Consider the following 20,771-nt stretch of genomic DNA (forward strand, 5'->3'; position numbering starts at 1 on the left):
ATCAGGCCCGGGCCCGCACCAGGTGCAGGATGTCGCGCTGCCAGCCGCCGACCGTGCGGGAGGCCACGTCATGGAAACCTGCCCGGTGCAGGTGCTCGGCCAGCTCCGGCATGGTGCAGAAGTCGTCGACCGAGCCGTGAAGATACTCGTACAGGCTGCGATCGCCGGTGATGATGCCGGCCAGCGGCAGGATGATGTGACGGTTCACCAGGCCCCATCGGCGGCGGGCCGCCACCGACCCGCGGACCGAATAGTCCTCGGCAACCAGGACACCATCGGGAAGCAGTGCCGCCTGGATGCCGACCAGAGTGGCGTCCAGGTCGGTGACATTGCGCAGCAGATAGCAGGTCAGTGCCCCGTGGGCAGGTGGCAGACCAAGGTCCTCGAGTCGCTCACCGCGTCCATGGACGAAGGTGACACCCTCGGGCCAGCGCCGGGAGCGCGCTCGCGCGAGCATCCCGGCCGAGGCGTCGACGCCGATGATGCGCGGGGTGATGCCCCGGCGGCGGGCGGCGCGCAACAGCGCGCGGGTGGACAGGCCAGACCCGCACCCGAGGTCCAGCAGGGTGGGCAGCGGATCGTCGATGCCGTCCAGCAAGGCCTCGGCGGCGGCGCGCAGGTGCCTGCGGTACCCGGGGTTGAGGGCCACCATCAGGTCGTAGTGGGTGGAGGCCTCGTCGAAGCCACCGGACAGGTCGTCGCGGGTGAGGGGCTGGTTGGTAGGTGTCACACGTCCTCCTGGGGTCGGCCCCACTGTTGCACACGATGCGGCCCGGCAACGGGTCAGGCGGCACGTTCCGCACCCACCCTGCCGACAGCCAGCAGCACCACGACGCTGGCACCCAGGAGTGCCAGTGACAACGCCACGGCCACGTCGAGGTTGCTCTCGAAGCCGACGAAGATGGCCAGGGGCATGGTCTGGGTGACGCCCTCGCGGTTACCGGCGAAGAAGATGGTGGCGCCGAACTCGCCCAGTGCGCGAGCCCAGGCCAGGACCAGGCCGGCGCCCAGGGCTCGCGCCGTGCAGGGCAGTGCGATGTGGCGGAACAGGTGCCCCTCCGTGGCGCCGTCGACGAAGGCGGCCTCCCGCACGGCCGGGTCGAGCGCGGCGAAGCCGACGCGGGCGGCGCGCACGAAGAAGGGGCCTGCCACGAAGACCTGGGCGAGTACCACGACGGTCGTGGAGAAGGGCACCGTGATGCCCAGTGCGGCCAGTGGCGTGCCGGTGGCGAGGACCAGGACCATCGAGAGGGTGCTGGTCTGCAGGGACAGCCGGATGGCCCTGCCGACGTCGGGGTCGCACAGGGCCTCCAGTGGTGTGTCAGTCAGTCCTACCCTAGGCCAGGGTGGCCACGGGCAGGACGAGCAGGGCGACCAGGGGGACGGCGAGCCACAGGAACAGTGTGCCCGCCGGTCGGGTGCGTGGGCAGGTCACGCGGACTGGTAGCCCGCGTCGGTCAGGACGGCGTGGCCGCGGCCCGTGGCGAGCCAGTCGACGAAGGCCTTGGCGGCATCCTGCTGGCGGCCGGCAGTCACGGGGCGGCCGACAGTGCCAGGGAGGTGTTGAGGTTCTCCGGGATCTCTACGGTGTCAATGTCGGTGGAGTACTTGGGGACGTCGGTGACGAAGACGATGCCCGCATCGGCCTCGCCCATCCGCACCTTGCTGACGATGGCCTGGACCCCCATCTCCCGGGAGACGGTGTTGGCCAGGACCTTCTGGGAGAAACCTGGGTGCGCGGCGTCGATGCGGGCAAAGGTCTTGGCCGTGGTCTTCCAGATGGGCAGGGTCTCGGCGGCGAGCAGCACCGTGACGTCCTTGCCGGCCAGGTCCTCGACGGAGTCGATCCGGGCCGGGTTGCCGGGGGCGGTGAGCACCACGAGTCGCGTGGTGGCCACGGGGGTGACGGCCTTGGCCGCCACGAGGTTCTCCTGGGCCGCCACGAGGTTCTCCTGGGCCGCGGCAGCCATGTCCGTCGGGCTTGCGGAGATCCACACGTCGGGGGCGGCGCCCTTGGCGAGCTGCTCCCGCTGGACCGGGGTGTGTCCCACCTCGAAGACGACTGTGCCCAGACCCTCCGCCGTGTACGCGGCGGTCAGGGCCTGGGTGTGGGCCGCGAGTGCCCCGGGGGCGAAGACGGTGAGCTCGGGCGCGGTGGACGGCGAGCTGCTGCCGTCCTGGACGGGAGCGCTCGGCGTGGTGCCGCAGGCGGCCACTGGGAGCAGCGCGAGAGTGGCGAGGAGGGTGCGTCGGGTGGTCATGGTGTTTCCTTGGGGTGAGTTCCCTGTGTCCTGTCAGAAGTCGTCGGACGGGGCAGCGTGGTTCCCGGCGGTGGCGGAGCGTGACCCTTCTGTGACCGACGACCGGGTCAGGTGGCGACACGTGACCATGAATACCCCTGGGGCATCAGGCGGCCATGGTCGACTTCCCGGGGAGCGAGGGGGCGCCTCGGCATCATGGCCCCGAACCCGTGGCAGTGTGTGTTTCGTGATGGCATGGTGGCTGCTCCCCCTGGCGCTGGCAATCGGCACCCTGCTCGGTCTCCTCGGGGGTGGGGGAGCGATCCTCACCGTGCCGGTCCCCACCACGCTCATCGGCCAGGACGCCCACCAGGCGGCCACGGGATCACTCGTCATCATCGGCCTGGCATCCATCGTGGGTGTCGTGCCGCTGCTTCGGCAGGGCCGGGTCCGAGTGGCCGATGGCCTCCTGTTCGCCGCATTGGGCGTGGCAGGATCGCTCATCGGGTCACGCCTGTCCGCACGGGCCCCCCGAGGACCTGCTGATGGCCCTGTTTGCGGGGCTGCTGCTGGCCGTGGCCACCATCATGGCGCTCAAGATGCGGTCTCCAGCTCCGGTTGGTGCGGGCGAGCGCGGATGGACCGTGCGTACGCTCGCCGCGACCGCCGTCGGGCTTCTCACCGGTTTCTTCGGGATCGGCGGTGGCTTCGTCGTCGTGCCAGCACTGACGCACGTGGTCGGCCTGTCAATGTCCCAGGCAGTGGGGACATCGCTGCTGGTGATCGCCATCAACTCCGCCGTCGCCCTGGCTGGAAGGGCTGCACACGGACTCGATGTCGACTGGACCTCATCGGCCCCTTCGCGATGGCCACGGTCCTCGGCACGCTCCTGGGCGGGCGCCTGTCGAGCCATTTCGACCAGCGGAGACTGCGGATTGGCTTCATCGCAATGCTCGTGCTCGTCGGCCTGGCCACTGCAGCCCAGTACCTGCCGAAGCTCGTGAGCTGAGCGCCCGGTGCGGCCACTCCCGCAAGAACCACCCCTGACCGCCAAAGGGCGCGGGCGGCGCGACGTCGCCGGGATGGGTAGTGTCGAACCATGATGCGCATCCTGAGCCGTGACCGCGATTCACTGACCTGGCGTCCCGGGCGCGACACCCGCGCGCAATGCCACCCCGGTCCCAAGGGAACTCCTCGCGCGCACGGCCGCAGCGTGGTCGTTGTGGGTGGGGGGATCGCGGGTCTGTCGGCCGCCACCGAACTGGCCGAGCGCGGCGTGCAGGTGACTCTCGTGGAGCGAGAACGGCAGCTGGGTGGCCGCGTCGGGTCCTGGCCGGTGGAGGCGGCGGGCAGCCCCACCACCATGAGCCGCGGCTTCCACGCCTTCTTCCGCCAGTACTACCAACTACGTGCCCTGCTGCGACGCGTCGATCCGCAGCTGCGCTGCCTACGCGCGGTCGATGACTACCCGCTGGTGCTCAAGGACGGTCCGCGTGACTCCTTCGCCCGGGTGCCCCGCACGCCCCCGTTCAACCTGCTGGGCTTCGTGCTGCAGTCGCCGAGCTTTCCCGTCACGGCGCTGGCCCAGGTCGACATCGACGAGGCGATGGGTCTGCTGGCCGTGCGCTTCCCGCAGACCTACACCGACCACGACGGGGTGAGTGCGGCCGATGTGCTGGACCGGCTGCGCTTCCCTCACAGCGCGCGGCACCTGGCGTTGGAGGTCTTCGCGCGCAGCTTCTTCGCCGATCCCAGGGACTTCAGCGGTGGTGAGCTGGTCGCGATGTTCCACACCTACTTCGTCGGCTCCGCCGAAGGGCTGCTCTTCGACGTCGCCGCCGACGACTTCACCACCGTGCTGTGGGATCCGCTGGCGCAGTACCTGCGACGGTTGGGCGTCACCATCCACACCGGCTGCAGCGCGCAGCGCATCGACAGTGACCAGAGCGGGGTCGTGGTCCACACCGACGCTGGCGAGCTGCGGGCCGACGCCGTGGTGCTCGCCACCGACATCGCCCCGCTGCAGCGCATCGTCGAGGCCAGCGACGGCCTGGGTGACGGACCGTGGCGCTCCCGGGTGGCGGGGCTGCGCAGGGCACCACGTTTCGCGGTCTGGCGACGCTGGTTGGCGGCCCGCCCCGCCGACGGCACCCCCGACTTCTTGGGCACCAGCGGCTATGGCCCGCTCGACAATGTCTCGATGGTCCACCAGTTCGAGCGCTCCGCACGGGCGTGGACCGACGAGCACGGCGGCAGCGTCGTGGAGTTGCACGCCTATGCCGTGCCCGATGATGCCGACCCCGACGAGCTGAAGGTCGAACTGGCCCGGCAGCAGGACGTGCTGCACCCCGAGCTGGCCGGTGCCGAGCAGCTGGCCGAGCAGTGGCTGCTGCTCGACGACTGCGCCCTGGTAGACACCTCTCCGTGGGGCCAGCGTCCGGGGGTCGAGACGCCCGACGAGCGCGTGGTGCTGGCTGGGGACGGGATCCGGTGCGACTACCCGGTGGCACTGATGGAGCGGGCGGCCACGACGGGCGTGCTGGCCGCCAACGTGTTGCTGGCGGGGTGGGGTGTGGCGGGCAGTGACATCTGGACCGCTCCGACGAAGCCACGTTTTGCCATCACATCCCCGCTGCGCAAGGGATTGCGTCGGATTCTGAGTTCCGCCCCAGTGGAATGAAGATCTTGATACCTTGTACGCATGACAGGGGACCAGATCGGTAGGCAGGCGGCAGGACACCCGTCTCGGGCTGACGCCCAGTACCAGCGCGCCCTCGAGGTGGCCCGCGATTCCACCTTCTGTGCCGTGGTGCACAGTGCCCGCCGTCTGACGGCCGAGGCCGCTCCCGAACTGCACGAGGCCGGCGCCTCGGTGGAGCTCTTCCTGCTGCTCGCGCAGGTCTACCAGGAGCCGGACTGTTCCCCGGCCGAACTCGCCCGGGCCTGCGGTTTCTCTGCACAGCACCTGGCCGGGCTGCTGGACCGCGCCGAGGGGTGGGGGCTGATCGCCCGCATCGGGCGACGCGGCCGAGGGTTGCGCACCCGGATCCGGATCGAGCCGGCCGGCGTCGACCTGCTCGCGGTCACCTGGCCGCGGGTGCAGCAGGTCGGTGCGGACCGGCTCAGCTCAAGACAGCACCAGCAGTTGCTTTCATTGCTGCGACGGCTGCACGGTCAGGCAGTGCTGCAGGACGACGACCTGGTCGTGCTCAGCGACGAGGACGGTCACGACACCGGCACCGCCCACAGGCTCGAGGTGCACGGCAACGCCACACCGCGCCACCGGGCCTTCTCCACCTACCTTCGTGATGAAACCGGCCGGGTGCTGATCACCCGTCGCGCGCTGCACAAGGCCACGTGGCCTGGGGTGTGGACCAATGCTGCCTGTGGCCATCTGAGGCCCGGAGAGAGCCACGAACAGGCTGCGCTGCGTCGGGTGCCCGAGGAGCTGGGCACGGCACCCCGCGGGCTCTCGACGGTGCTGCCCGACTTCCGCTACCGCGCCGTCGACGCGTCGGGCCTGGTGGAGAACGAGCTGTGCCCGGTGATGACCGGCTGGGTGGATGCCGGGGCCGTCGACCCTGACCCCGAGGAGGTCGCCGAGCACGCCTGGGTGGAATGGGCCGACCTGCGCCGCACCGCCGAACAGATGCCCGTGCTGCTCAGCCCGTGGAGCGTGCTGCAGATCCGGGGCCTGGCCGAACTCGAGGACGACGGCCACCAGCTGTGGGGCCGGCCGTGAACCCCCCTGGCAGTGCCACGTCGTGGCGTCCTGTGCAGGCGGGGCTGACAGCAGCTCACGGTGGGGGACTGGGCGACACGCTGCGGGCCGTCGACGAGCTGTTGGAACAAACCCTGGAACGGCTGGATGCCGACTGGCGCGCCGTGGCCGGCCGGCGGGCCGACGTGCTGGGCGAACAGGACCTGCCGCGACTGGCCCGCGAGGCCGCTGTCGGCGGCAAGCGGATGCGGCCTGCCATGGTGCACTGGGGCTGGGTGGCCGCAGGTGCCCCCGCAGGCCCCCATCCACAGGTGGTCCAGCTGGGTGCGGCACTCGAGCTGGTGCACGTCTTCGCGCTGGTGCAGGACGACGTGATGGACCACTCCGAGCTGCGCCGGGGCCAGCCCAGCGTCCATGCCCGCAGCCGCGACCTGCACCGGGCCAGCCCTGCGCAGGGTTCGTCCGAGGAATTCGGCAAGAACATGGCGGTACTGGTCGGAGACCTGCTGCACTCCGAGGCCACCCTGCTGGTGGCAGGCCTGCCGGCGCCGGTGTGCGAGACCTGGCGCACCATGGTCGTCGAACTGGTGCTGGGCCAGCGGCTCGACCTCACCGGCGCGGCAATGGGACGCCGAGACATCACCCAGGCGATGGAGGTGGCCCGGCTCAAGACCGGCACCTACACCATCCAGCGTCCGCTGCAGATGGGCGCCCAGCTCGCAGGTGCCGGCGACGAACTCGTCGAGTGCCTGCTGCGTTACGGCGACCACGCCGGCAAGGCCTTCGGGCTGCGCGATGACCTGCTGGGCACCTTCGGCCAGCCCGAGACCACCGGCAAGTCGAGCTTCGACGACCTTGAGGCCGGCAAGGCAACCGTGCTGCTGGCCCTGGCTGACCAACGCCTCGACGAGAGGGGCCGGATGCTGCTGCGCGCCACCGGCACCGGCAGCCTCGATCGGCAGCAACTGTCCGAGCTGGCAGCCATGATGATCGACCAGGGGGTGCGTGAGGAGGCCGAACAGCTGGTGGTGCGCGAAGTGGAGCTGGCCTGCGCAGCACTGGACACCAAGGTCGTCAGCCCCGAGGGGATTGCCCACCTGACCAACGAGATCCGCAGGATCGCCTGGAGGAGTTCATGAGCACCGTCATCGTGATCGGGGCCGGCCTGTCCGGCCTGTCGGCAGCCTGCCACCTGGCCGGCCAGGGCCACCGGGTGGTGGTGCTGGAGCGGGAGGACACCCCTGGCGGCCGCGGCCTGCGGGTGGAACAGGCCGGCTTCACCTTCGACCTGGGCCCCACCGTCATGACGATGCCCGAACTGCTCGACGAGCCGTTGCGGGCCATCGGCTCCTCACAGGCCCGGGCCGTGCCGATGCGTCGTCTGGACCCCGCCTACCGGGGGGTCTTCGCCGACGGCAGTGAGCTGCTGATGCGCGGCTCCACCGAGGCCACCGCCCGCGAGGTGGAGAGGCTGTGCGGGCCCGAGGACGCCCGTGCCTTTCGCGAGCTGGAGCCCTTCCTGGCCGAGCTCTACCGCACCGAACTGCCCAACTTCATCGACCACAACTTCGACTCGGTGCTCGGCCTGCTGCACAATCCCGTCGCAGGGCTGAAGCTGGTGCGCATGGGTGCCTTCGGTTCCCTGTCGCGCATCATCGACTCCCGCATCGGCGACCAACGCCTGCGGCGGATGCTGTCCTTCCAGGCCCTCTACGCCGGACTTTCACCCACCGACGCGCTCGGCGTCTACGCGGTGATCACCTACATGGACACCTATCGCGGCGTGTACCTGCCCGAGGGCGGCATGGGAGCGATCCCGCAGGGCATGGCCGCGGCGCTGGCCCCACACGTCGAGATCGGCTACGGCACCACCGTCACCGGCCTGTTGCGCGACTCGGCGGGGAAGGTCACGGGCGTTGCCACCGGCGACGGTCCGGTGGCCGCCGATGCCGTGGTGTGCACCATCGACACCCCCGTCGCCTACCGGTGGCTGCTGCCCGAGCTGTCCCTGCCGCGCTCGCTGCGACGGCCCGTGTACTCGCCCTCGGCGGCGGTCTGGCACGTGGGCGTGCGGGGACAACTGCCCGAGCGAGCCGCCCACCACAACATCCACTTCGGCGAGGCCTGGGAGGACTGCTTCGACGAGCTCGTCACACGGGGTGAACTGATGAGCGACCCGGCGCGGCTGGTCACCATCCAGACCATCGGCGAACCGCAGCTGGCCCCCGACGGTGCCCACACCCTGTACGTGCTGGAACCCACCCCCAACCTCGACGGCCGGGTGAACTGGGCCACGGAATCGGGGCCGATGCGCGAGCGGCTGCATCAGTTCCTGCAGGACAACCACTACCCGAGCGACGTGGTGGCCGAGCGCCTGGTCACCCCGCGGGAGTGGGCCGAGCTGGGCATGGGCGGCGGCACTCCCTTCGCGCTGGCGCACCTGTTCCGCCAGACGGGCCCCTTCCGTCCGGCCAACCACGAGCCACGGGTGCCCGGGCTGTTCTTCGCAGGCTCCTCGACGACTCCCGGTGTGGGGGTGCCCATGGTGCTGATCAGCGGCAAGCTCGCCGCCGAGCGCGTCGGGACCTACCTGGGAGGTCGCCGATGAGCAGCGAACTGGACCAGAAACTGCGCGTCGGCTACCGCGAGTGCCGCAGGATCACCTGGGAGCACGGCACCACCTACTTCTGGGGAGCGGTCTTGCTGCCGCGGGCCCAACGCCGACATGTCTACGCCGTCTACGCGCTGTGCCGAATGGCCGATGACATCGTCGACGCCCCCCGCGCCACGAGCGATGCCGACCGGGTGCCCACCACCCGCGCCGCGCTCGAGGAATTCCGTGCCCGCTTCCACGCCGCCACTGACGATCCCGCCGCCGCCGAACCGGTCTTGGCGGCGGTGGCCACCTCGGTTGCGGCGGCGGGGATCGACATGGAGTGCTTCGACCGCTTCTTCGACGCCATGAGCATGGACCTGGACACGGAGAGCTATGAGACCTGGGAGGACCTGCTGGACTACATGGAGGGCTCCGCCGCGGTGATCGGCGAGATGATGCTTCCAGTGCTGCGGCCCCGCTCGGCGGCGGCACGTGAGCCGGCGCGGGCGCTCGGCTTCGCCTTCCAGCTCACCAACTTCCTGCGTGACGTCGGCGAGGACCTGGACCGTGGCCGGGTCTACATCCCTCAGGAGGACCTGCGTCGCTTCGGGGCCGACCCGTGGCGTCGGGTCGCCGACGAGCCGTGGAAGGCACTCATGGCCTTCGAGGTGGAGCGCAACCGCGAGCTCTACCGCCAGGCGCGCGCGGGGATCACCCTGCTGCCAGGACCGTCGGCGCGCTGCGTGGCCACCGCCCAGGTGCTCTACGCCCGCATCCTCGACCTGGTGGAGGCCAATGACTACGACGTGTTCGGCGAGCGCCTGCGAATCCCCACCTGGCGCAAGGCTGCGATGGCCCTGGGTGGACTGGTGCGCGTCCCGCGCGAGAAGCCGTGATGGTCGCCCAGTCATCGCGTCGGGCCCGTAGCGCCGCGACACGCCCGGGCGGGCATACCTCTGCCAGCGGGGTGGACGTCGCGGTGGTGGGCCTGGGCCCGGCCGGTCGCGCCCTGGCGCACCGGCTGCTCGCCCACGGGGCTCGCGTGCTGGCGGTCGACCCGGAACCCGACCGGGCCTGGCAGCAGACCTTCGGTGGCTGGGCCGGGCAGTTGCCCGACTGGCTTCCCGAGGACGTGGTCGGGGCCCGCGCGCCCCGCACCGTGCTCCAGGCCCACGGCCGTCGGCCACTGCACGACGAGTACGTGGTACTCGACACCGCCCGGCTGCAGCAGGCCCTCTCACTGGACGGGGCAAGGATCCGGCGGGAGCGCGTTGCCGACCGGGAGCTGGCGGCACTGGCGCCAGTGGTCGTCGATGCCAGGGGTTCGCGGCCCCTGCTCGACGGCCCACACGCCGACGTTGCGGTGCAGACGGCCTTCGGGATGATGCTGCGTCCCGAACAGGCGACGGCCCTGCTGACTGGCAGCGACGGTGCCCGCGACGGGGCCGTCCTGATGGACTGGCGTTGCTTCGACGGTGCCCCGAGCTGGGGGGACCGTCCGGCGAGCTTCTGCTACACCATCCCGATGCCCGACGGCCAGGTGCTGGTCGAGGAGACCGTCCTGGCGGCCCTCCCCCCGGTGGGGGTCGACGAACTGGCCCGCCGGCTGCGGGTGCGGTTGGCGGCCCACGGCATCACCCCCGACGATGCGACCGCGACGGAGCTGGTGTGGATCCCCATGCTGCCCCAGCAGTCGGGGCAGCGGCTGCCACGCTTCGGGACGGCCGGGGCACAGCTCAACCCGATCAGCGGCTACAGCCTGTTCGCGAGCCTGGCCCAGGCCGATGCCGCCGCCCGCCACCTGCTGCAGCACGGCACCGTTCCCAAAGCCCCGCGGGGCAGCCGCCTGGTCCGGCGCCTGGCCCTCGGCGCCGTGCTGGGGCTCACGGGCGACGAGACCGTCGACCTCTTCGAGGCATTCAGCCGATTGCCGCGACGTGCCCAGCAAGCCGTCCTCGACCCCGCCGCCCCCACCTCCGCGGTGCTGTCGGCCATGGCGGGGCAGTGGTGTCGGATGGGCCCGTCGCGGCCTGCCCTGGTGCGCGCCACGGCATTCGGCCCCTGGCGCCTGCGCCCGCGTGTCCGCTCCCGTGCCGGGCAGGCCTGGGCCGGGCCTGCCACCCGGAGCGATGGATGACTGATCGAGCACGAAGGGGCATCGATCGCAGACGCGCCCGCCACCCGGGCGAGGTCCCGGTGCCCGCCGCCGGCACCGGCACCGATGGCCGGCCCACCATTCAGCAGACCGACGGGCTGTGGCGGATCCGGTCGCTGTCCGCGGCCAGACAGGTGCTGCGCGCCCGGCACCAGACGACACAGGCCGGCTTCACGGCGGAGAAGATCCCCGCTGACACCTCCTGGATCGGCCTGGAGCACCGGCCCATCCTGATCAGCGACGGCCCCCTGCACGACGAGCAGCGCAGTGGGGTGGCGCGCTTCTTCGCCCCCACCGTCGTACAGGAGCGCTACCTCGAGCTGATGGAACGGGTGGCTGCGCGCCGCGTCGCCCAGGCCATGGGCACGCGGGGGCTGGCCGTCGACGAACTGGCCCTGCACTACGCCGTCGAGGTGACCGCCGAGGTGGTCGGGCTCACCCACGAGCGTCCCGGCGAGGATCCGGCCGGACGCGAGCGGCGCCTGGCGCGGATGTCGGCACGGCTGGAGTCCTTCTTCGACCAGCCGCCCTTCGACATCACCCGCGACGACCTGGGCCGGACCCGTCGCCAATGGGCGCAGGCGGCACGGCGGGCACTGCTGCCGATCCTCAAGTTCTGGTGGAGTGACGTCCGCCCGGCACTGGCCGAGCGTCGCCGTCGGCCCCGCGAGGACGTGATGAGCCACCTGATCGGCCTGGGATGGAGCGCCCCCAACCTGCTGGTGGAGGCCGTCACCTATGGAACGGCGGGCATGGTGACCACCCGCGAGTTCATCTGCATGGCGCTGTGGCACCTGCTGAGCGACGACGACCTGCGCGACGACTACCTGGCCGGGGACCGCGAACACCGCTTGGCGGTGCTGTACGAGGTGATCCGGCTGGAACCCGTCGTCGGACACCTCTACCGGCGCACCACCGCCCCCGTCACCGTGCTGGCGGACGGCCGCGAGCAGGTGCTGGAGGCGGGATGCCTGGTGGACATCGACGTGCGGGCGGCCAATGCGGACCCGGCGGCGGTGGGCGACGAGCCGCTGGGGCTGTGCCCCGGACGCACCACGGCCCGTGGCGTCACTGCGGCCGGACTTGCCTTCGGTGACGGTGCCCACAAGTGCCCGGGCCAGGCGCTGGCGATGCTCGAGACCGAGGTGCTGGTGAGCCGCATCCTCGTCCAGGGGCCACGTCTGGTGGCCGAGCCCACGGTTGCCTGGGACGAGCTGGTGGCCGGCTACCAGGTCCGCGGAATGCGCCTGGACTGGGGCTGAGTGCCTCGGTCGGGAGCCCGGACGGCCTCGCCGACAAGCCATATCGCCGTCAACTGTCTAATCTGGAACAGAGACTTCCCCGTCGGCCCCCCTGTGGCGATGCCCGACGGACCCGCACACCAACCCCGAACGAAGGAGCACCCATGAGCCCCACCCGGAGCCGCGGACGCGGACGCGGCCGCTCGAACCAGAAGAAGGGCCTCGAGCAGGCCCAGCAGGGAACCCTGCGCATCCTGCCGCTCGGCGGGCTCGGCGAGGTCGGCCGCAACATGGCCGTCCTGGAGTTCGACGGTCGCCTGCTGGTCATCGACTGCGGCGTCCTGTTCCCCGATCCCGACCAGCCCGGCATCGACGTCATCCTGCCCGACTTCGAGCCCATCGCCGACCGTCTGGACGCCATCGAGGGCATCGTGCTCACCCACGGCCACGAGGACCACATCGGCGGCGTGCCCTACCTGCTCAAGCTGCGCCCCGACATTCCCCTGATCGGTTCCCAGCTGACCCTGGCGCTGATCACCGCCAAGCTGGTGGAGCACCGCATCAAGCCGGTCACCAAGCAGGTGGCCGAGGGCGACCGGATCCAGCTCGGCGCCTTCGACTGTGAGTTCGCGGCCGTCAACCACTCCATCCCCGACGGCCTGGCCGTCTTCGTGCGCACCCCCGGCGGCACAGTGCTGCACACCGGCGACTTCAAGATGGACCAGTTCCCGCTCGACGACCGCATCACCGACCTGCGCGCCTTCGCCCGCTTCGGCGAGGAGGGCGTGGACGTCTTCATGGTCGACTCGACCAATGCCGAGGTGCCCGGCTTCACCACCGGCGAGCGCGACCTGGCCCCGGCCATCGCCGAGGTTTTCCGCACCTCGCCGAAGCGGATCATCGTCTCCAGCTTCGCCAGCCACGTTCACCGCATCCAGCAGGTGATCGACGCCGCCCACGAGCACAACCGCAAGGTGGCCTTCGTCGGCCGCTCGATGGTGCGCAACATGGGCATCGCGCGCGACCTGGGCTACCTGAACATCCCCGAGGGGATCCTCGTGGACCACCGCGACCTGACCAAGATGCCCGACAACAAGGCGGTGCTGATCTGCACCGGCTCCCAGGGCGAGCCGATGGCCGCCCTGTCGCGCATCGCGAAGAACGACCACCAGATCAAGGTGGGCCCCGGTGACACGGTGCTGCTGGCAAGCTCGCTGATCCCCGGCAACGAGAGCTCCATCTACAACGTCATCAACCAGCTCGCCGAGCTGGGCGCGAACGTCGTCCACAAGGGCAATGCCAAGGTCCACACCTCCGGCCACGCCTCGGCCGGGGAGCTCGCCTACTGCCACAACATCATCAAGCCGAGGAATGTGCTGCCGGTGCACGGCGAGTGGCGCCACCTGGACGCCCAGGCCACCATCGCCAAGAAGACCGGCGTGCCCGCCGACCACGTGCTCGTGGTGCGCGACGGCGCCGTGGTGGACCTGGTCAAGGGGCGCATCCAGGTGGTCGGCCAGGTGCCGGCCCGTCAGGTCTTCGTCGAGGGCGGCCAGGTGGACGTCGTCAACGACGAGACGCTGGCCGACCGTCGTGCGCTGGCCGAGGACGGCGTGGTGACGGTGCTGCTGTTCATCGACCCGAAGAATGGCGACATCGTCGAGGACCCCGAGTACATCAGCAAGGGTGCGCTGCCGGGGGCCGACGAGTTCGAGGAGCTCACCCCGAAGATCCAGAAGGCCCTGCACCGCGCCATCTCGACCGGCCGCACCGAGCAGGAGGACCTGGAGCAGGAGGTGGAGCGCACCGTCAGCAGCTGGTTCCGCCGTGGGCGCCGCACCAGCCCCGTCGTGATCCCGGTGGTCATCGACAACTGAGCCGGCGACCCGCCAGCCGACCGGGCCCGCCCCGTGACCGTGCGTCGCGGGGCGGGCCCTGTGCCTGTGGGGCCGGTAGCCTTGGGGCCATGCCCAAGATGAACGTGGAGAGCTTCAACCTCGACCACCGCAAGGTCGCCGCCCCCTACATCCGCCTCGCGGACCGGAAGGTTCTTCCGGCCGGAGACGTGCTGACCAAGTTCGACGTGCGCTTCTGCCAGCCGAACGAGGCCCATCTGGAGATGCCGGTGATCCACTCGCTGGAGCACACCATGGCCGAGAACTTCCGCAACCATGCCGACTACATCGTCGACTTCTCGCCGATGGGGTGCCAGACCGGTTTCTACCTGATCACCGTCGGCGACCACGAGCCGGCCGAGATCGAGGAGCTGGTGGCCGCCACCCTGGCCGACGTGCTGGAGGCCACCCAGGTGCCCGCCGCGAACGAGGTGCAGTGCGGCTGGGGTGCCAGCCACACGCTGGAGGGCGCGCAGGAGGCGGCCCGCACGATGCTGGCCAAGCGCGACCAGTGGTCCCAGGTGATGGCGTGATCGACGTCCTCCTGCTGGCCGCGATGGCCGAGGAGACCGCGCCCGTGCTGGCCGGCCACCAGGCCGTCGCGCTCGAGGTGCCGCATGGCAAGGCCTGGCGCCTGGAGCACGAGGGCCGCAGCGTCGTCCTGGTCACCTGCGGCATCGGCCTGGTGAACTCGGCCGCCGCCACGGCGCTGGCCATCGCCGAGCACCAGCCGCGCGTGGTCATCTCGCTGGGCTCGGCCGGCGGTCTGGGTGCCTCGGTGCTGCCCGGAGACATCATCGTCGGCCGCAGCTACCGCTATGCCGATGCCGACGCGACGGCCTTCGGCTATGAGCACGGGCAGATCCCGTCGATGCCGAGCAGCTATCCCGGCGGTGAGCAGCTGATCAGCCTGGTCGAGGCCGACGACAGCGACGCCTCGGTGCACGTCGGCGAGATCATCAGCGGAAACTCCTTCGTGGCCGGCGAGATCACCCCGGTGCTGCGCGAGCGCTTCCCCGAGGCGCTGGCCGCCGACATGGAGTCCACCGCCATCGCGCAGGTGGCGTGGAGCAGGGGAGTGCCCTTCGTCTGCGTGCGGGCGATCAGCGACCTGTGCGGCCCCAGCGCCGGCGATGACTTCCGCGGCTCCATCGATGACGTGGCCGAGCGCTCCGCCGCCGCCGTCTGGCGGCTGGTGGAGAAGCTGCCCGCCTGATTCCCGCCCGACCCGCCAGGGGCACAGTGCGGCCGACGCTTGCTGCAATTGCGCCCCTGGCGGCGCACGACACGTTCAAATGTCATCCGTGGCCGTATGTGCTGCAATTCCTGCGCCCGTGCTCCCGGGTGCTGCGCCTCAGAGCTGCGTGACGTTCCACCAGGTGGCGGGCACCGGCGCCTTGCCGCAGCTCTCCGGCACCTGTGTTTCGTCGCTGGAGCGCTTCTCGACGGCCAGCGTCCAGGTGCGCCCGTCGCGGTGGCTGGCCCGCACCGTCTGGCCGTCGACCTCGTAGACCACGGCACCGGGATCGGTCTCACCGGTGGCCGCTCGCAGCCAGGCATCCGCGATGCGTGCCATCGCCGGAAGGCAGGTGCGGCCGCGGTCGTGCTGCCCGTCGAGGGCCAGCAGCTGGCCCCTGAGTGCCCGCACCGCCAGCTCCTCGTCCACGCGGGCGGTCATCTGGCGTGCGGGCAGGGCCAGGGCGGTGGTGGCGAAGCGGTGCCCGCCCAGGTGGGTGGCCTCCCAGACCCGGTCCCCGAAGCGTGCGGCCAGGCTCCGCGCCAGCGGTGCGCCCTTGGTGGCACAGCAGCGATCGCGCTTGCCATTGGTGCACACCAGCAACACGGGCTCCGCCGGCTCCAAGGGGGGCGGGGGAGTGGTGGCGACGGACAGGTCAGCCCAGCCCTCCAGCAGACCGGGTAGTTCGGCGGCATCCTCAATGGTGCAGCGGCCCAGCCATGGGGCCTCGACGGGCCCGCCGGCGACGAGCACGCGGCGGGGGCCCGGCTGGTCGGGGTGGTGCAGAGGGCTTCGCACCAGCAGCATCCTCCCGCCGGCCAGCTGCGCGGTGCGCTCCAACAGGGCGCCCAGCTCGGGGTCCAGATGCGACTGGGTGAAGGCTTTGGCTCCCCACGGGCCGGGCTGTTCCAGGGCCACCCAGAAGCGGGCATCGGGCGCAGTCCCGAGGGCGGGCAGTGCGGCATCGACCCAGGCATCCGAACACGTCATGGCACCAACCCTATGCGGCGGGCGCGGCAAGCAGACAGGTCCGTTGCCCCTGGGAGAACGGGCGACGCCCCCGCGATCGCTCGCGGGGGCGTCGGTTGGGTGGTCGTGGACCGGATCAGCCGAAGCGGCCGGTGATGTAGTCCTCGGTGGCCTTCTGGTCCGGGTTGGAGAAGATCTTGTCGGTGTAGCCGATCTCGACGAGCTTGCCGGGCTTGCCGGTGGCGGCCAGGTTGAAGAAGGCCGTCTGGTCGGAGACGCGGGCGGCCTGCTGCATGTTGTGCGTCACGATGACGACGGTGAACTTCTCCTTCAGCTCCTGGATCAGGTCCTCGATGGCCAGGGTGGAGATGGGGTCCAGGGCCGAGCAGGGCTCGTCCATCAGCAGCACCTCGGGCTCGACCGCGATGGCGCGGGCGATGCACAGGCGCTGCTGCTGGCCACCGGACAGGCCGACACCGGCCTTGTCGAGGCGGTCCTTGACCTCGTTCCACAGGTTGGCGCCCTTCAACGAGCGTTCCACCACCTCGTCGAGCTTGGCCTTGTTGGTGACGCCGTTGAGGCGCAGGCCGGCCGCGACATTGTTGTAGATGCTCATCGACGGGAAGGGATTGGGGCGCTGGAAGACCATGCCCACCAGGCGGCGCACGGCCACCGGGTCGACACCGTCGCCGTAGAGGTTGACGCCGTCCAGCAGCACCTCGCCGGTGGAGTAGGCGCCGGGGATGACCTCGTGCATGCGGTTCAGGGTGCGCAGCACGGTGGACTTGCCACAGCCCGAGGGGCCGATGAAGGCGGTGACGGTGCGGGGCTCGACGGTCAACGAGACACTGTCGACGGCGTGGAAGTTGCCGTAGTAGATGTTGAGGTCCTTGACCTCGATGCGCTTTGCCATGTCTTTTCTTTCCTTCTCGGGCTTACTTCTCGGCGAGCTTGCCGCGACGGGCAATTGCGCGGGCAATGAGGTTGAGGATCATCACCAGCAGCACCAGGGTCAGGGCCGCGCCCCAGGCACGGACCTCGCCGGTGGAGCCGACGGCGAAGCGGCGGTCCTCGTTGATCATCGTGGGCAGCGAGCCCATGTTGGAGGCGAAGGGGCTCACATTGGTGCCGGTGGCGAAGGCCACCAGGATCAGCAGCGGGGCCGTCTCGCCCATCACGCGGGCCATGCCGAGCACGATGCCGGTCAGGATGCCCGAGCTGCAGGTGGGCAGCACCACCTTGAGGATCGTCTTCCACTTGGGCACACCCAGCGCGTAGGAGGCCTCGCGCAGGCTGTCGGGCACCAGCTTCAGCATCTCCTCGGTGGAGCGCAGCACGGTGGGCAGCATCAGCAGCACCAGGGCCAGCGAGGCGGCGAAGGTGGAGCGTCCGAAGCCACCGATGGTGATCACCAGGGCGAAGATGAACAGGGCCGCGACGATCGAGGGCACGCCGGAGAGGATGTCGATGGCGAAGCTGACCACCTTGGCGATCTTCTTGCCGCGGGCGTACTCGACCAGCCAGATGGCACCCAGGACGGCGATCGGGACCGCGATCAGCGAGGTGATCAGGCCGATCTCCAGGGTGCCGATGATGGCGTGCTTGGCGCCACCGACCGACGAGTTCTGGGTGGCCTGGCCCTCGTCCTGGGTCCACCACTGGAGGCTGAAGTGGCGGGCGGTGCCGGCGCCGGTGCCCTGCGGCTCGCCGATGACGACCTCGCGGGAGACGGCGGACGGCTCGGTGGACTTGCTGAGGCCCTTGAGCCTCTCACCGACCGCGACATAGCTGCCCGACTCGGTGTAGCGGTAGTCCAGCGGCTTGGCCGGGTTGTCGCCGCACTGGGACTGCTCGACGCGGACCCACTTGCCGCCGTCCTTGGTCGCACAGGTCTTGACGTAGTCGGGCTGGGCGGTGACCAGCGGCGCGGCGCCCTTGATGGCCACCGTGGACAGGATCCACAGCAGCGGGATGATCGCCAGGGCGCCGGCCAGCCAGACGAAGGCGGTGGCTGCCTTGTCGATCAGCTGGCGCTTGCCGCTGGGGGTGCGCAGCTGCACCTTCGACTCCCCGTTGGGGGCGGATGCGGTGTGGTTGACGGCGGTGCTCATGCCTTGACCTTTCCGGCATTGGCGAGGGTACGGGCGAAGGCGTTCACCACGAAGGTGAGGACGAACAGCACCAGGCCGGCGGCGATGTAGGCGCCGGTCTTGTCGGCGCTGTCGAGCTCACCCGCGCCGTTGGCGATGCGGGCCGCGAAGGTCTCGCCGCCGTCGAAGATGGAGAAGTTCAGGTCCTGCACGGTGGACAGGATGATCATCACGGCGACGGTCTCGCCGAGGGCACGGCCCAGGCCCAGCATGGCCGCGGCGGTGACTCCGGAGCGGCCATAGGGGATGACGGCGGTGCGGATCATCTCGGTCTTGGTGGCGCCCAGGGCCCAGGCGGCCTCGATGTGGTCACGGGGAGTCTGCGCGAAGACGTCGCGGCTGATCGACGTGACGATCGGCAGGATCATGATGGCCAGCACCGTGGAGGCGGTGAAGACGGTGCCGGGGGAGGGCAGCAGGCCGGGCTTGAAGAAGGGGATCCATCCCAGGATGCGGGTGAGGAATTCGCCCAGCGGCACCAGTGTCGGTCCAAGGATGCGCAGGCCCCACAGGCCGTAGACGACCGAGGGGACAGCGGCCAACAGGTCGACCATGAAGCCGACGACATTGGCCAGGCGGCCGCGGGCGTAGTGGGTGATCAGCAGGGCGACGCCGATGGCGATCGGGACGGCGATCATCATGGCGATGATCGAGCTGAAGACCGTGGTCCACAGCAGGCCCAGGATGCCGAAGCGGAAGTTCTGCCCCAGGTCCCATTCGTTGGAGGTGAGGAAGTTCGCGTTGTTGCGCATCAGGGAGGGCACGGCCAGCGCCAGCAGGAAGAGGGCGATGAAGCCCACGACTGCGACGATCATGCCGGCGGAGATGCCGGTGGCGGACTTGAAGGCGAGGTCGGTGCCGCGCTTGACCTGGGCCAGGGTGACCGGCCCGGTCTCGACATCCGGCGTGCTCGCGGCCCGGTGCTGGGTGTCCACGGCGCGGCGCACCGTGGGCGTGGGCGGTTCGGTGTGGGGTTCGGTGGCGACCACGTCGGCGGGCGAGACGTCGGCATCTGCCGGCGTCACGTCCTGACGGGGGTCATTGCCTGGTGTTGGCATTGCTCTTCCCTGTTCCTGTTGGAGGCTCTGGTGCGGTTCGTCCGCGCGGGCGGGCGGGGTGGGGATGGACCCGACCCCGGACAGTGAGAGGGGAGCGACCCTCTCGCCGGGGCGAGAAGGCCACTCCCTCAGTCAACTGCTCGGGTCACGACCGCTGGTCGACACCGCTGGGTGCAGACGATCAGGCAATGGCCTTGATGGAGTCCTGCACCTTGGTCTGCATCGACTTCGGCAGCGGGGCGTAGCCGGCATCCTCCAGCTGGCCCTGGCCCTCGTCGGAGGCGGCGTAGGTCAGGTAGTCCTTCAGCAGGGCGGTCTTGTCGGCGGCCAGGCCCTTCGAGCAGACGATCTCGTAGGTGACCAGGATGGCCGGGTAGGCGTCGGCCTCCTTGATGGCGTAGTCGAGGCTCAGCTTGAGGTCATTGCCCTTGCCCTTGATCTCGGCGCCCTCGACGGCCTTGCCGACCGTCTCGGGGTTCAGCTCGACGGCGCCGGCACCGTTGTCGATCAGGGCCATGCTCAGGTCATTGGACTGGGCGTAGCTGAGCTCCATGTAGGAGATGGCACCCTTGGTCGACTTCACGGCCTCGGCGACGCCCGAGGAGCCGTCCTTGCCCTCGCCGGCCTTCAGCGGCCACTTCTTGCCGGTCTCGGCGGTGAAGGCCGTCGGGGCGGCCTCCTTCAGGTACTTGGTGACGTTCTCGGTGGTGCCGGACTCGCCGGAGCGGTAGAAGACGGTGATCTTGTCACCGGGCAGCGTGGCCTCGGGATTGGCCTTGGCGATGGCCGGGTCGTTCCAGGTGGTGATCTTGCCGGCGAAGATGTCCGAGAGCAGCGCCGGGGTCAGGGCCAGCTCGTCGACGCCGTCCAGGTTGTAGGCGAAGGCGATGGGGCCGACGACCATCGGCAGGTTCCAGGCCTCGTTGCCGCCGCAGCGCTCCTTGGCGGCGTCGACCTCGATGGTGCCATCGTCCTTCGGCTTGTCCTTCAGGGCGGAGTCGGAGCCGGCCCAGTCGACGAGCTTGCTGTTGAAGTTGGTGATGCCCTTGCCGGAACCGGTGGGGTTGTACTCGATGGTGCCCTTGCCGCCGCACTTGTCCTGGTAGGACTTCTTCAGCTCATCCATGGCGGTCTTCTGGGCGGAGGAGCCCTCGCCCTTGAGGCTGCCGGCGGAGCAGGCCAGGTCGGCCGAAGCGACAGCGGCGTCGGAGGAGCCGGAGTCGGTCGCCTTCGACGCAGCGCTGCCGGCTGCGGAGGTGGCGGACTTGCCAGCTTCCTGGGCACCGCCACAGGCGGTGAGGCTGAGGGTTCCGAGGAGGGCCAGTGCGGCGAGCTTGCCGGTGCGATTCATCGTCACGTGATTCCTTGTGTCGCTGTCGCGGCAGAGCCGCGCCGGGAGCCCTGTGCTCCCTGTGCGTCACGGTAGGCAGGTCATGTGTCCTGTTCCGAGCGGTTTGGTTAACGAAGGGTGAACGTTGGCGTGGCATTGCGCCAATTGCCTGCGCCAGC

General features: G+C 70.1%; 19 protein-coding genes and 1 pseudogene. 12 read left to right on the forward strand and 8 right to left on the reverse strand.

All coding sequences use genetic code 11. The annotated features are described in order from the left end of the window. Window position 1: 1 nt before the first annotated feature. The 3 genes from ACYVKA_RS14635 to ACYVKA_RS14645 form a co-directional block, all read right to left on the reverse strand. Window positions 2-730, reverse strand: a complete 729-nt coding sequence (locus ACYVKA_RS14635; RefSeq protein ID WP_460706531.1) for a class I SAM-dependent methyltransferase — start codon at window positions 728-730, stop codon at window positions 2-4. A 53-nt stretch (window positions 731-783) separates the two neighbouring features. Then, complete coding sequence (locus ACYVKA_RS14640; protein ID WP_460706533.1) at window positions 784-1,245, reverse strand: molybdate ABC transporter permease subunit; 462 nt, start codon at window positions 1,243-1,245, stop codon at window positions 784-786. A 287-nt stretch (window positions 1,246-1,532) separates the two neighbouring features. Then, window positions 1,533-2,261, reverse strand: a complete 729-nt coding sequence (locus ACYVKA_RS14645) for a substrate-binding domain-containing protein (protein WP_460706535.1) — start codon at window positions 2,259-2,261, stop codon at window positions 1,533-1,535. A 229-nt stretch (window positions 2,262-2,490) separates the two neighbouring features. Here ACYVKA_RS14645 and ACYVKA_RS14650 point away from each other — a divergent pair. The 12 genes and pseudogenes from ACYVKA_RS14650 to mtnN form a co-directional block, all read left to right on the forward strand. Next, window positions 2,491-2,757 (forward strand): annotated as a pseudogene (locus ACYVKA_RS14650) (TSUP family transporter); the annotation flags it as partial. After that, window positions 2,702-3,244: a TSUP family transporter gene (locus ACYVKA_RS14655; RefSeq protein ID WP_460706537.1), complete on the forward strand. Its 543-nt coding sequence runs from the start codon at window positions 2,702-2,704 to the stop codon at window positions 3,242-3,244. The pseudogene ACYVKA_RS14650 and the gene ACYVKA_RS14655, both read left to right, overlap by 56 nt. Window positions 3,245-3,339: 95 nt before the next feature. Further along, window positions 3,340-4,920: an FAD-dependent oxidoreductase gene (locus ACYVKA_RS14660; RefSeq protein WP_460706539.1), complete on the forward strand. Its 1,581-nt coding sequence runs from the start codon at window positions 3,340-3,342 to the stop codon at window positions 4,918-4,920. Between the two features lie 465 nt (window positions 4,921-5,385). Beyond that, window positions 5,386-5,982: an isopentenyl-diphosphate Delta-isomerase gene (gene idi, locus ACYVKA_RS14665; protein ID WP_460706573.1), complete on the forward strand. Its 597-nt coding sequence runs from the start codon at window positions 5,386-5,388 to the stop codon at window positions 5,980-5,982. Then, complete coding sequence (locus tag ACYVKA_RS14670; RefSeq protein ID WP_394275760.1) at window positions 5,979-7,100, forward strand: polyprenyl synthetase family protein; 1,122 nt, start codon at window positions 5,979-5,981, stop codon at window positions 7,098-7,100. Before idi ends, ACYVKA_RS14670 begins: the two co-directional genes overlap by 4 nt. Continuing rightward, window positions 7,097-8,569, forward strand: coding sequence for a phytoene desaturase family protein (locus ACYVKA_RS14675; protein WP_460706541.1), 1,473 nt, complete (start codon window positions 7,097-7,099; stop codon window positions 8,567-8,569). Before ACYVKA_RS14670 ends, ACYVKA_RS14675 begins: the two co-directional genes overlap by 4 nt. Next, window positions 8,566-9,453, forward strand: a complete 888-nt coding sequence (locus ACYVKA_RS14680) for a phytoene/squalene synthase family protein (protein WP_460706543.1) — start codon at window positions 8,566-8,568, stop codon at window positions 9,451-9,453. The genes ACYVKA_RS14675 and ACYVKA_RS14680 overlap by 4 nt, the downstream gene beginning before the upstream one ends. Beyond that, complete coding sequence (locus tag ACYVKA_RS14685; protein ID WP_460706545.1) at window positions 9,453-10,694, forward strand: lycopene cyclase family protein; 1,242 nt, start codon at window positions 9,453-9,455, stop codon at window positions 10,692-10,694. Before ACYVKA_RS14680 ends, ACYVKA_RS14685 begins: the two co-directional genes overlap by 1 nt. Continuing rightward, on the forward strand, window positions 10,691-11,974 hold the full coding sequence (locus ACYVKA_RS14690) for a cytochrome P450 (protein WP_460706547.1): 1,284 nt from the start codon (window positions 10,691-10,693) through the stop codon (window positions 11,972-11,974). The genes ACYVKA_RS14685 and ACYVKA_RS14690 overlap by 4 nt, the downstream gene beginning before the upstream one ends. Window positions 11,975-12,117: 143 nt before the next feature. After that, window positions 12,118-13,830 carry a ribonuclease J gene (locus ACYVKA_RS14695; protein ID WP_394275765.1) on the forward strand — a complete coding sequence of 571 codons (1,713 nt, stop codon included), beginning with the start codon at window positions 12,118-12,120 and terminating at the stop codon, window positions 13,828-13,830. Window positions 13,831-13,919: 89 nt separating this feature from the next. After that, window positions 13,920-14,381 carry an S-ribosylhomocysteine lyase gene (locus tag ACYVKA_RS14700; RefSeq protein ID WP_394275766.1) on the forward strand — a complete coding sequence of 154 codons (462 nt, stop codon included), beginning with the start codon at window positions 13,920-13,922 and terminating at the stop codon, window positions 14,379-14,381. Further along, window positions 14,378-15,064 (forward strand): 5'-methylthioadenosine/S-adenosylhomocysteine nucleosidase, encoded by a 687-nt coding sequence (mtnN, locus tag ACYVKA_RS14705; protein ID WP_460706549.1) that lies wholly within the window; start codon window positions 14,378-14,380, stop codon window positions 15,062-15,064. The genes ACYVKA_RS14700 and mtnN overlap by 4 nt, the downstream gene beginning before the upstream one ends. A gap of 138 nt (window positions 15,065-15,202) precedes the next feature. Here mtnN and ACYVKA_RS14710 read toward each other — a convergent pair whose 3' ends face one another. The 5 genes from ACYVKA_RS14710 to pstS all read right to left on the reverse strand — a co-directional run bounded on the left by ACYVKA_RS14710 (window position 15,203) and on the right by pstS (window position 20,613). Further along, entirely contained in the window at window positions 15,203-16,075 is an 873-nt protein-coding gene (locus ACYVKA_RS14710) for a sucrase ferredoxin (protein ID WP_460706551.1), read from the reverse strand. Between the two features lie 115 nt (window positions 16,076-16,190). After that, window positions 16,191-16,967: a phosphate ABC transporter ATP-binding protein PstB gene (gene pstB / locus ACYVKA_RS14715; RefSeq protein WP_460706553.1), complete on the reverse strand. Its 777-nt coding sequence runs from the start codon at window positions 16,965-16,967 to the stop codon at window positions 16,191-16,193. 22 nt (window positions 16,968-16,989) lie between these two features. Then, on the reverse strand, window positions 16,990-18,165 hold the full coding sequence (pstA, locus tag ACYVKA_RS14720) for a phosphate ABC transporter permease PstA (protein ID WP_460706555.1): 1,176 nt from the start codon (window positions 18,163-18,165) through the stop codon (window positions 16,990-16,992). Beyond that, window positions 18,162-19,082 (reverse strand): phosphate ABC transporter permease subunit PstC, encoded by a 921-nt coding sequence (gene pstC / locus ACYVKA_RS14725; RefSeq protein WP_460706575.1) that lies wholly within the window; start codon window positions 19,080-19,082, stop codon window positions 18,162-18,164. Before pstC ends, pstA begins: the two co-directional genes overlap by 4 nt. Window positions 19,083-19,443: 361 nt before the next feature. Beyond that, window positions 19,444-20,613, reverse strand: a complete 1,170-nt coding sequence (pstS, locus tag ACYVKA_RS14730) for a phosphate ABC transporter substrate-binding protein PstS (protein WP_460706577.1) — start codon at window positions 20,611-20,613, stop codon at window positions 19,444-19,446. Between the last annotated feature and the right edge of the window lie 158 nt (window positions 20,614-20,771).

The sequence above is a fragment of the Luteococcus sediminum genome (genome assembly GCF_054783495.1).

Bases quoted from the DNA above. Each gene is read 5' to 3' on its own strand.
- ACYVKA_RS14675 (WP_460706541.1), top strand. From the start codon at position 7,097: ATGAGCACCGTCATCGTGATCGGGGCCGGCCTGTCCGGCCTGTCGGCA.
- ACYVKA_RS14655 (WP_460706537.1), top strand. From the start codon at position 2,702: ATGGCCTCCTGTTCGCCGCATTGGGCGTGGCAGGATCGCTCATCGGGT.
- ACYVKA_RS14640 (WP_460706533.1), bottom strand. From the start codon at position 1,245: ATGGTCCTGGTCCTCGCCACCGGCACGCCACTGGCCGCACTGGGCATC.
- pstA (WP_460706555.1), bottom strand. From the start codon at position 18,165: ATGAGCACCGCCGTCAACCACACCGCATCCGCCCCCAACGGGGAGTCG.
- ACYVKA_RS14690 (WP_460706547.1), top strand. From the start codon at position 10,691: ATGACTGATCGAGCACGAAGGGGCATCGATCGCAGACGCGCCCGCCAC.
- ACYVKA_RS14700 (WP_394275766.1), top strand. From the start codon at position 13,920: ATGCCCAAGATGAACGTGGAGAGCTTCAACCTCGACCACCGCAAGGTC.
- ACYVKA_RS14660 (WP_460706539.1), top strand. From the start codon at position 3,340: ATGATGCGCATCCTGAGCCGTGACCGCGATTCACTGACCTGGCGTCCC.
- ACYVKA_RS14680 (WP_460706543.1), top strand. From the start codon at position 8,566: ATGAGCAGCGAACTGGACCAGAAACTGCGCGTCGGCTACCGCGAGTGC.
- ACYVKA_RS14695 (WP_394275765.1), top strand. From the start codon at position 12,118: ATGAGCCCCACCCGGAGCCGCGGACGCGGACGCGGCCGCTCGAACCAG.
- ACYVKA_RS14645 (WP_460706535.1), bottom strand. From the start codon at position 2,261: ATGACCACCCGACGCACCCTCCTCGCCACTCTCGCGCTGCTCCCAGTG.
- ACYVKA_RS14710 (WP_460706551.1), bottom strand. From the start codon at position 16,075: ATGACGTGTTCGGATGCCTGGGTCGATGCCGCACTGCCCGCCCTCGGG.
- pstS (WP_460706577.1), bottom strand. From the start codon at position 20,613: ATGAATCGCACCGGCAAGCTCGCCGCACTGGCCCTCCTCGGAACCCTC.
- ACYVKA_RS14685 (WP_460706545.1), top strand. From the start codon at position 9,453: ATGGTCGCCCAGTCATCGCGTCGGGCCCGTAGCGCCGCGACACGCCCG.
- pstB (WP_460706553.1), bottom strand. From the start codon at position 16,967: ATGGCAAAGCGCATCGAGGTCAAGGACCTCAACATCTACTACGGCAAC.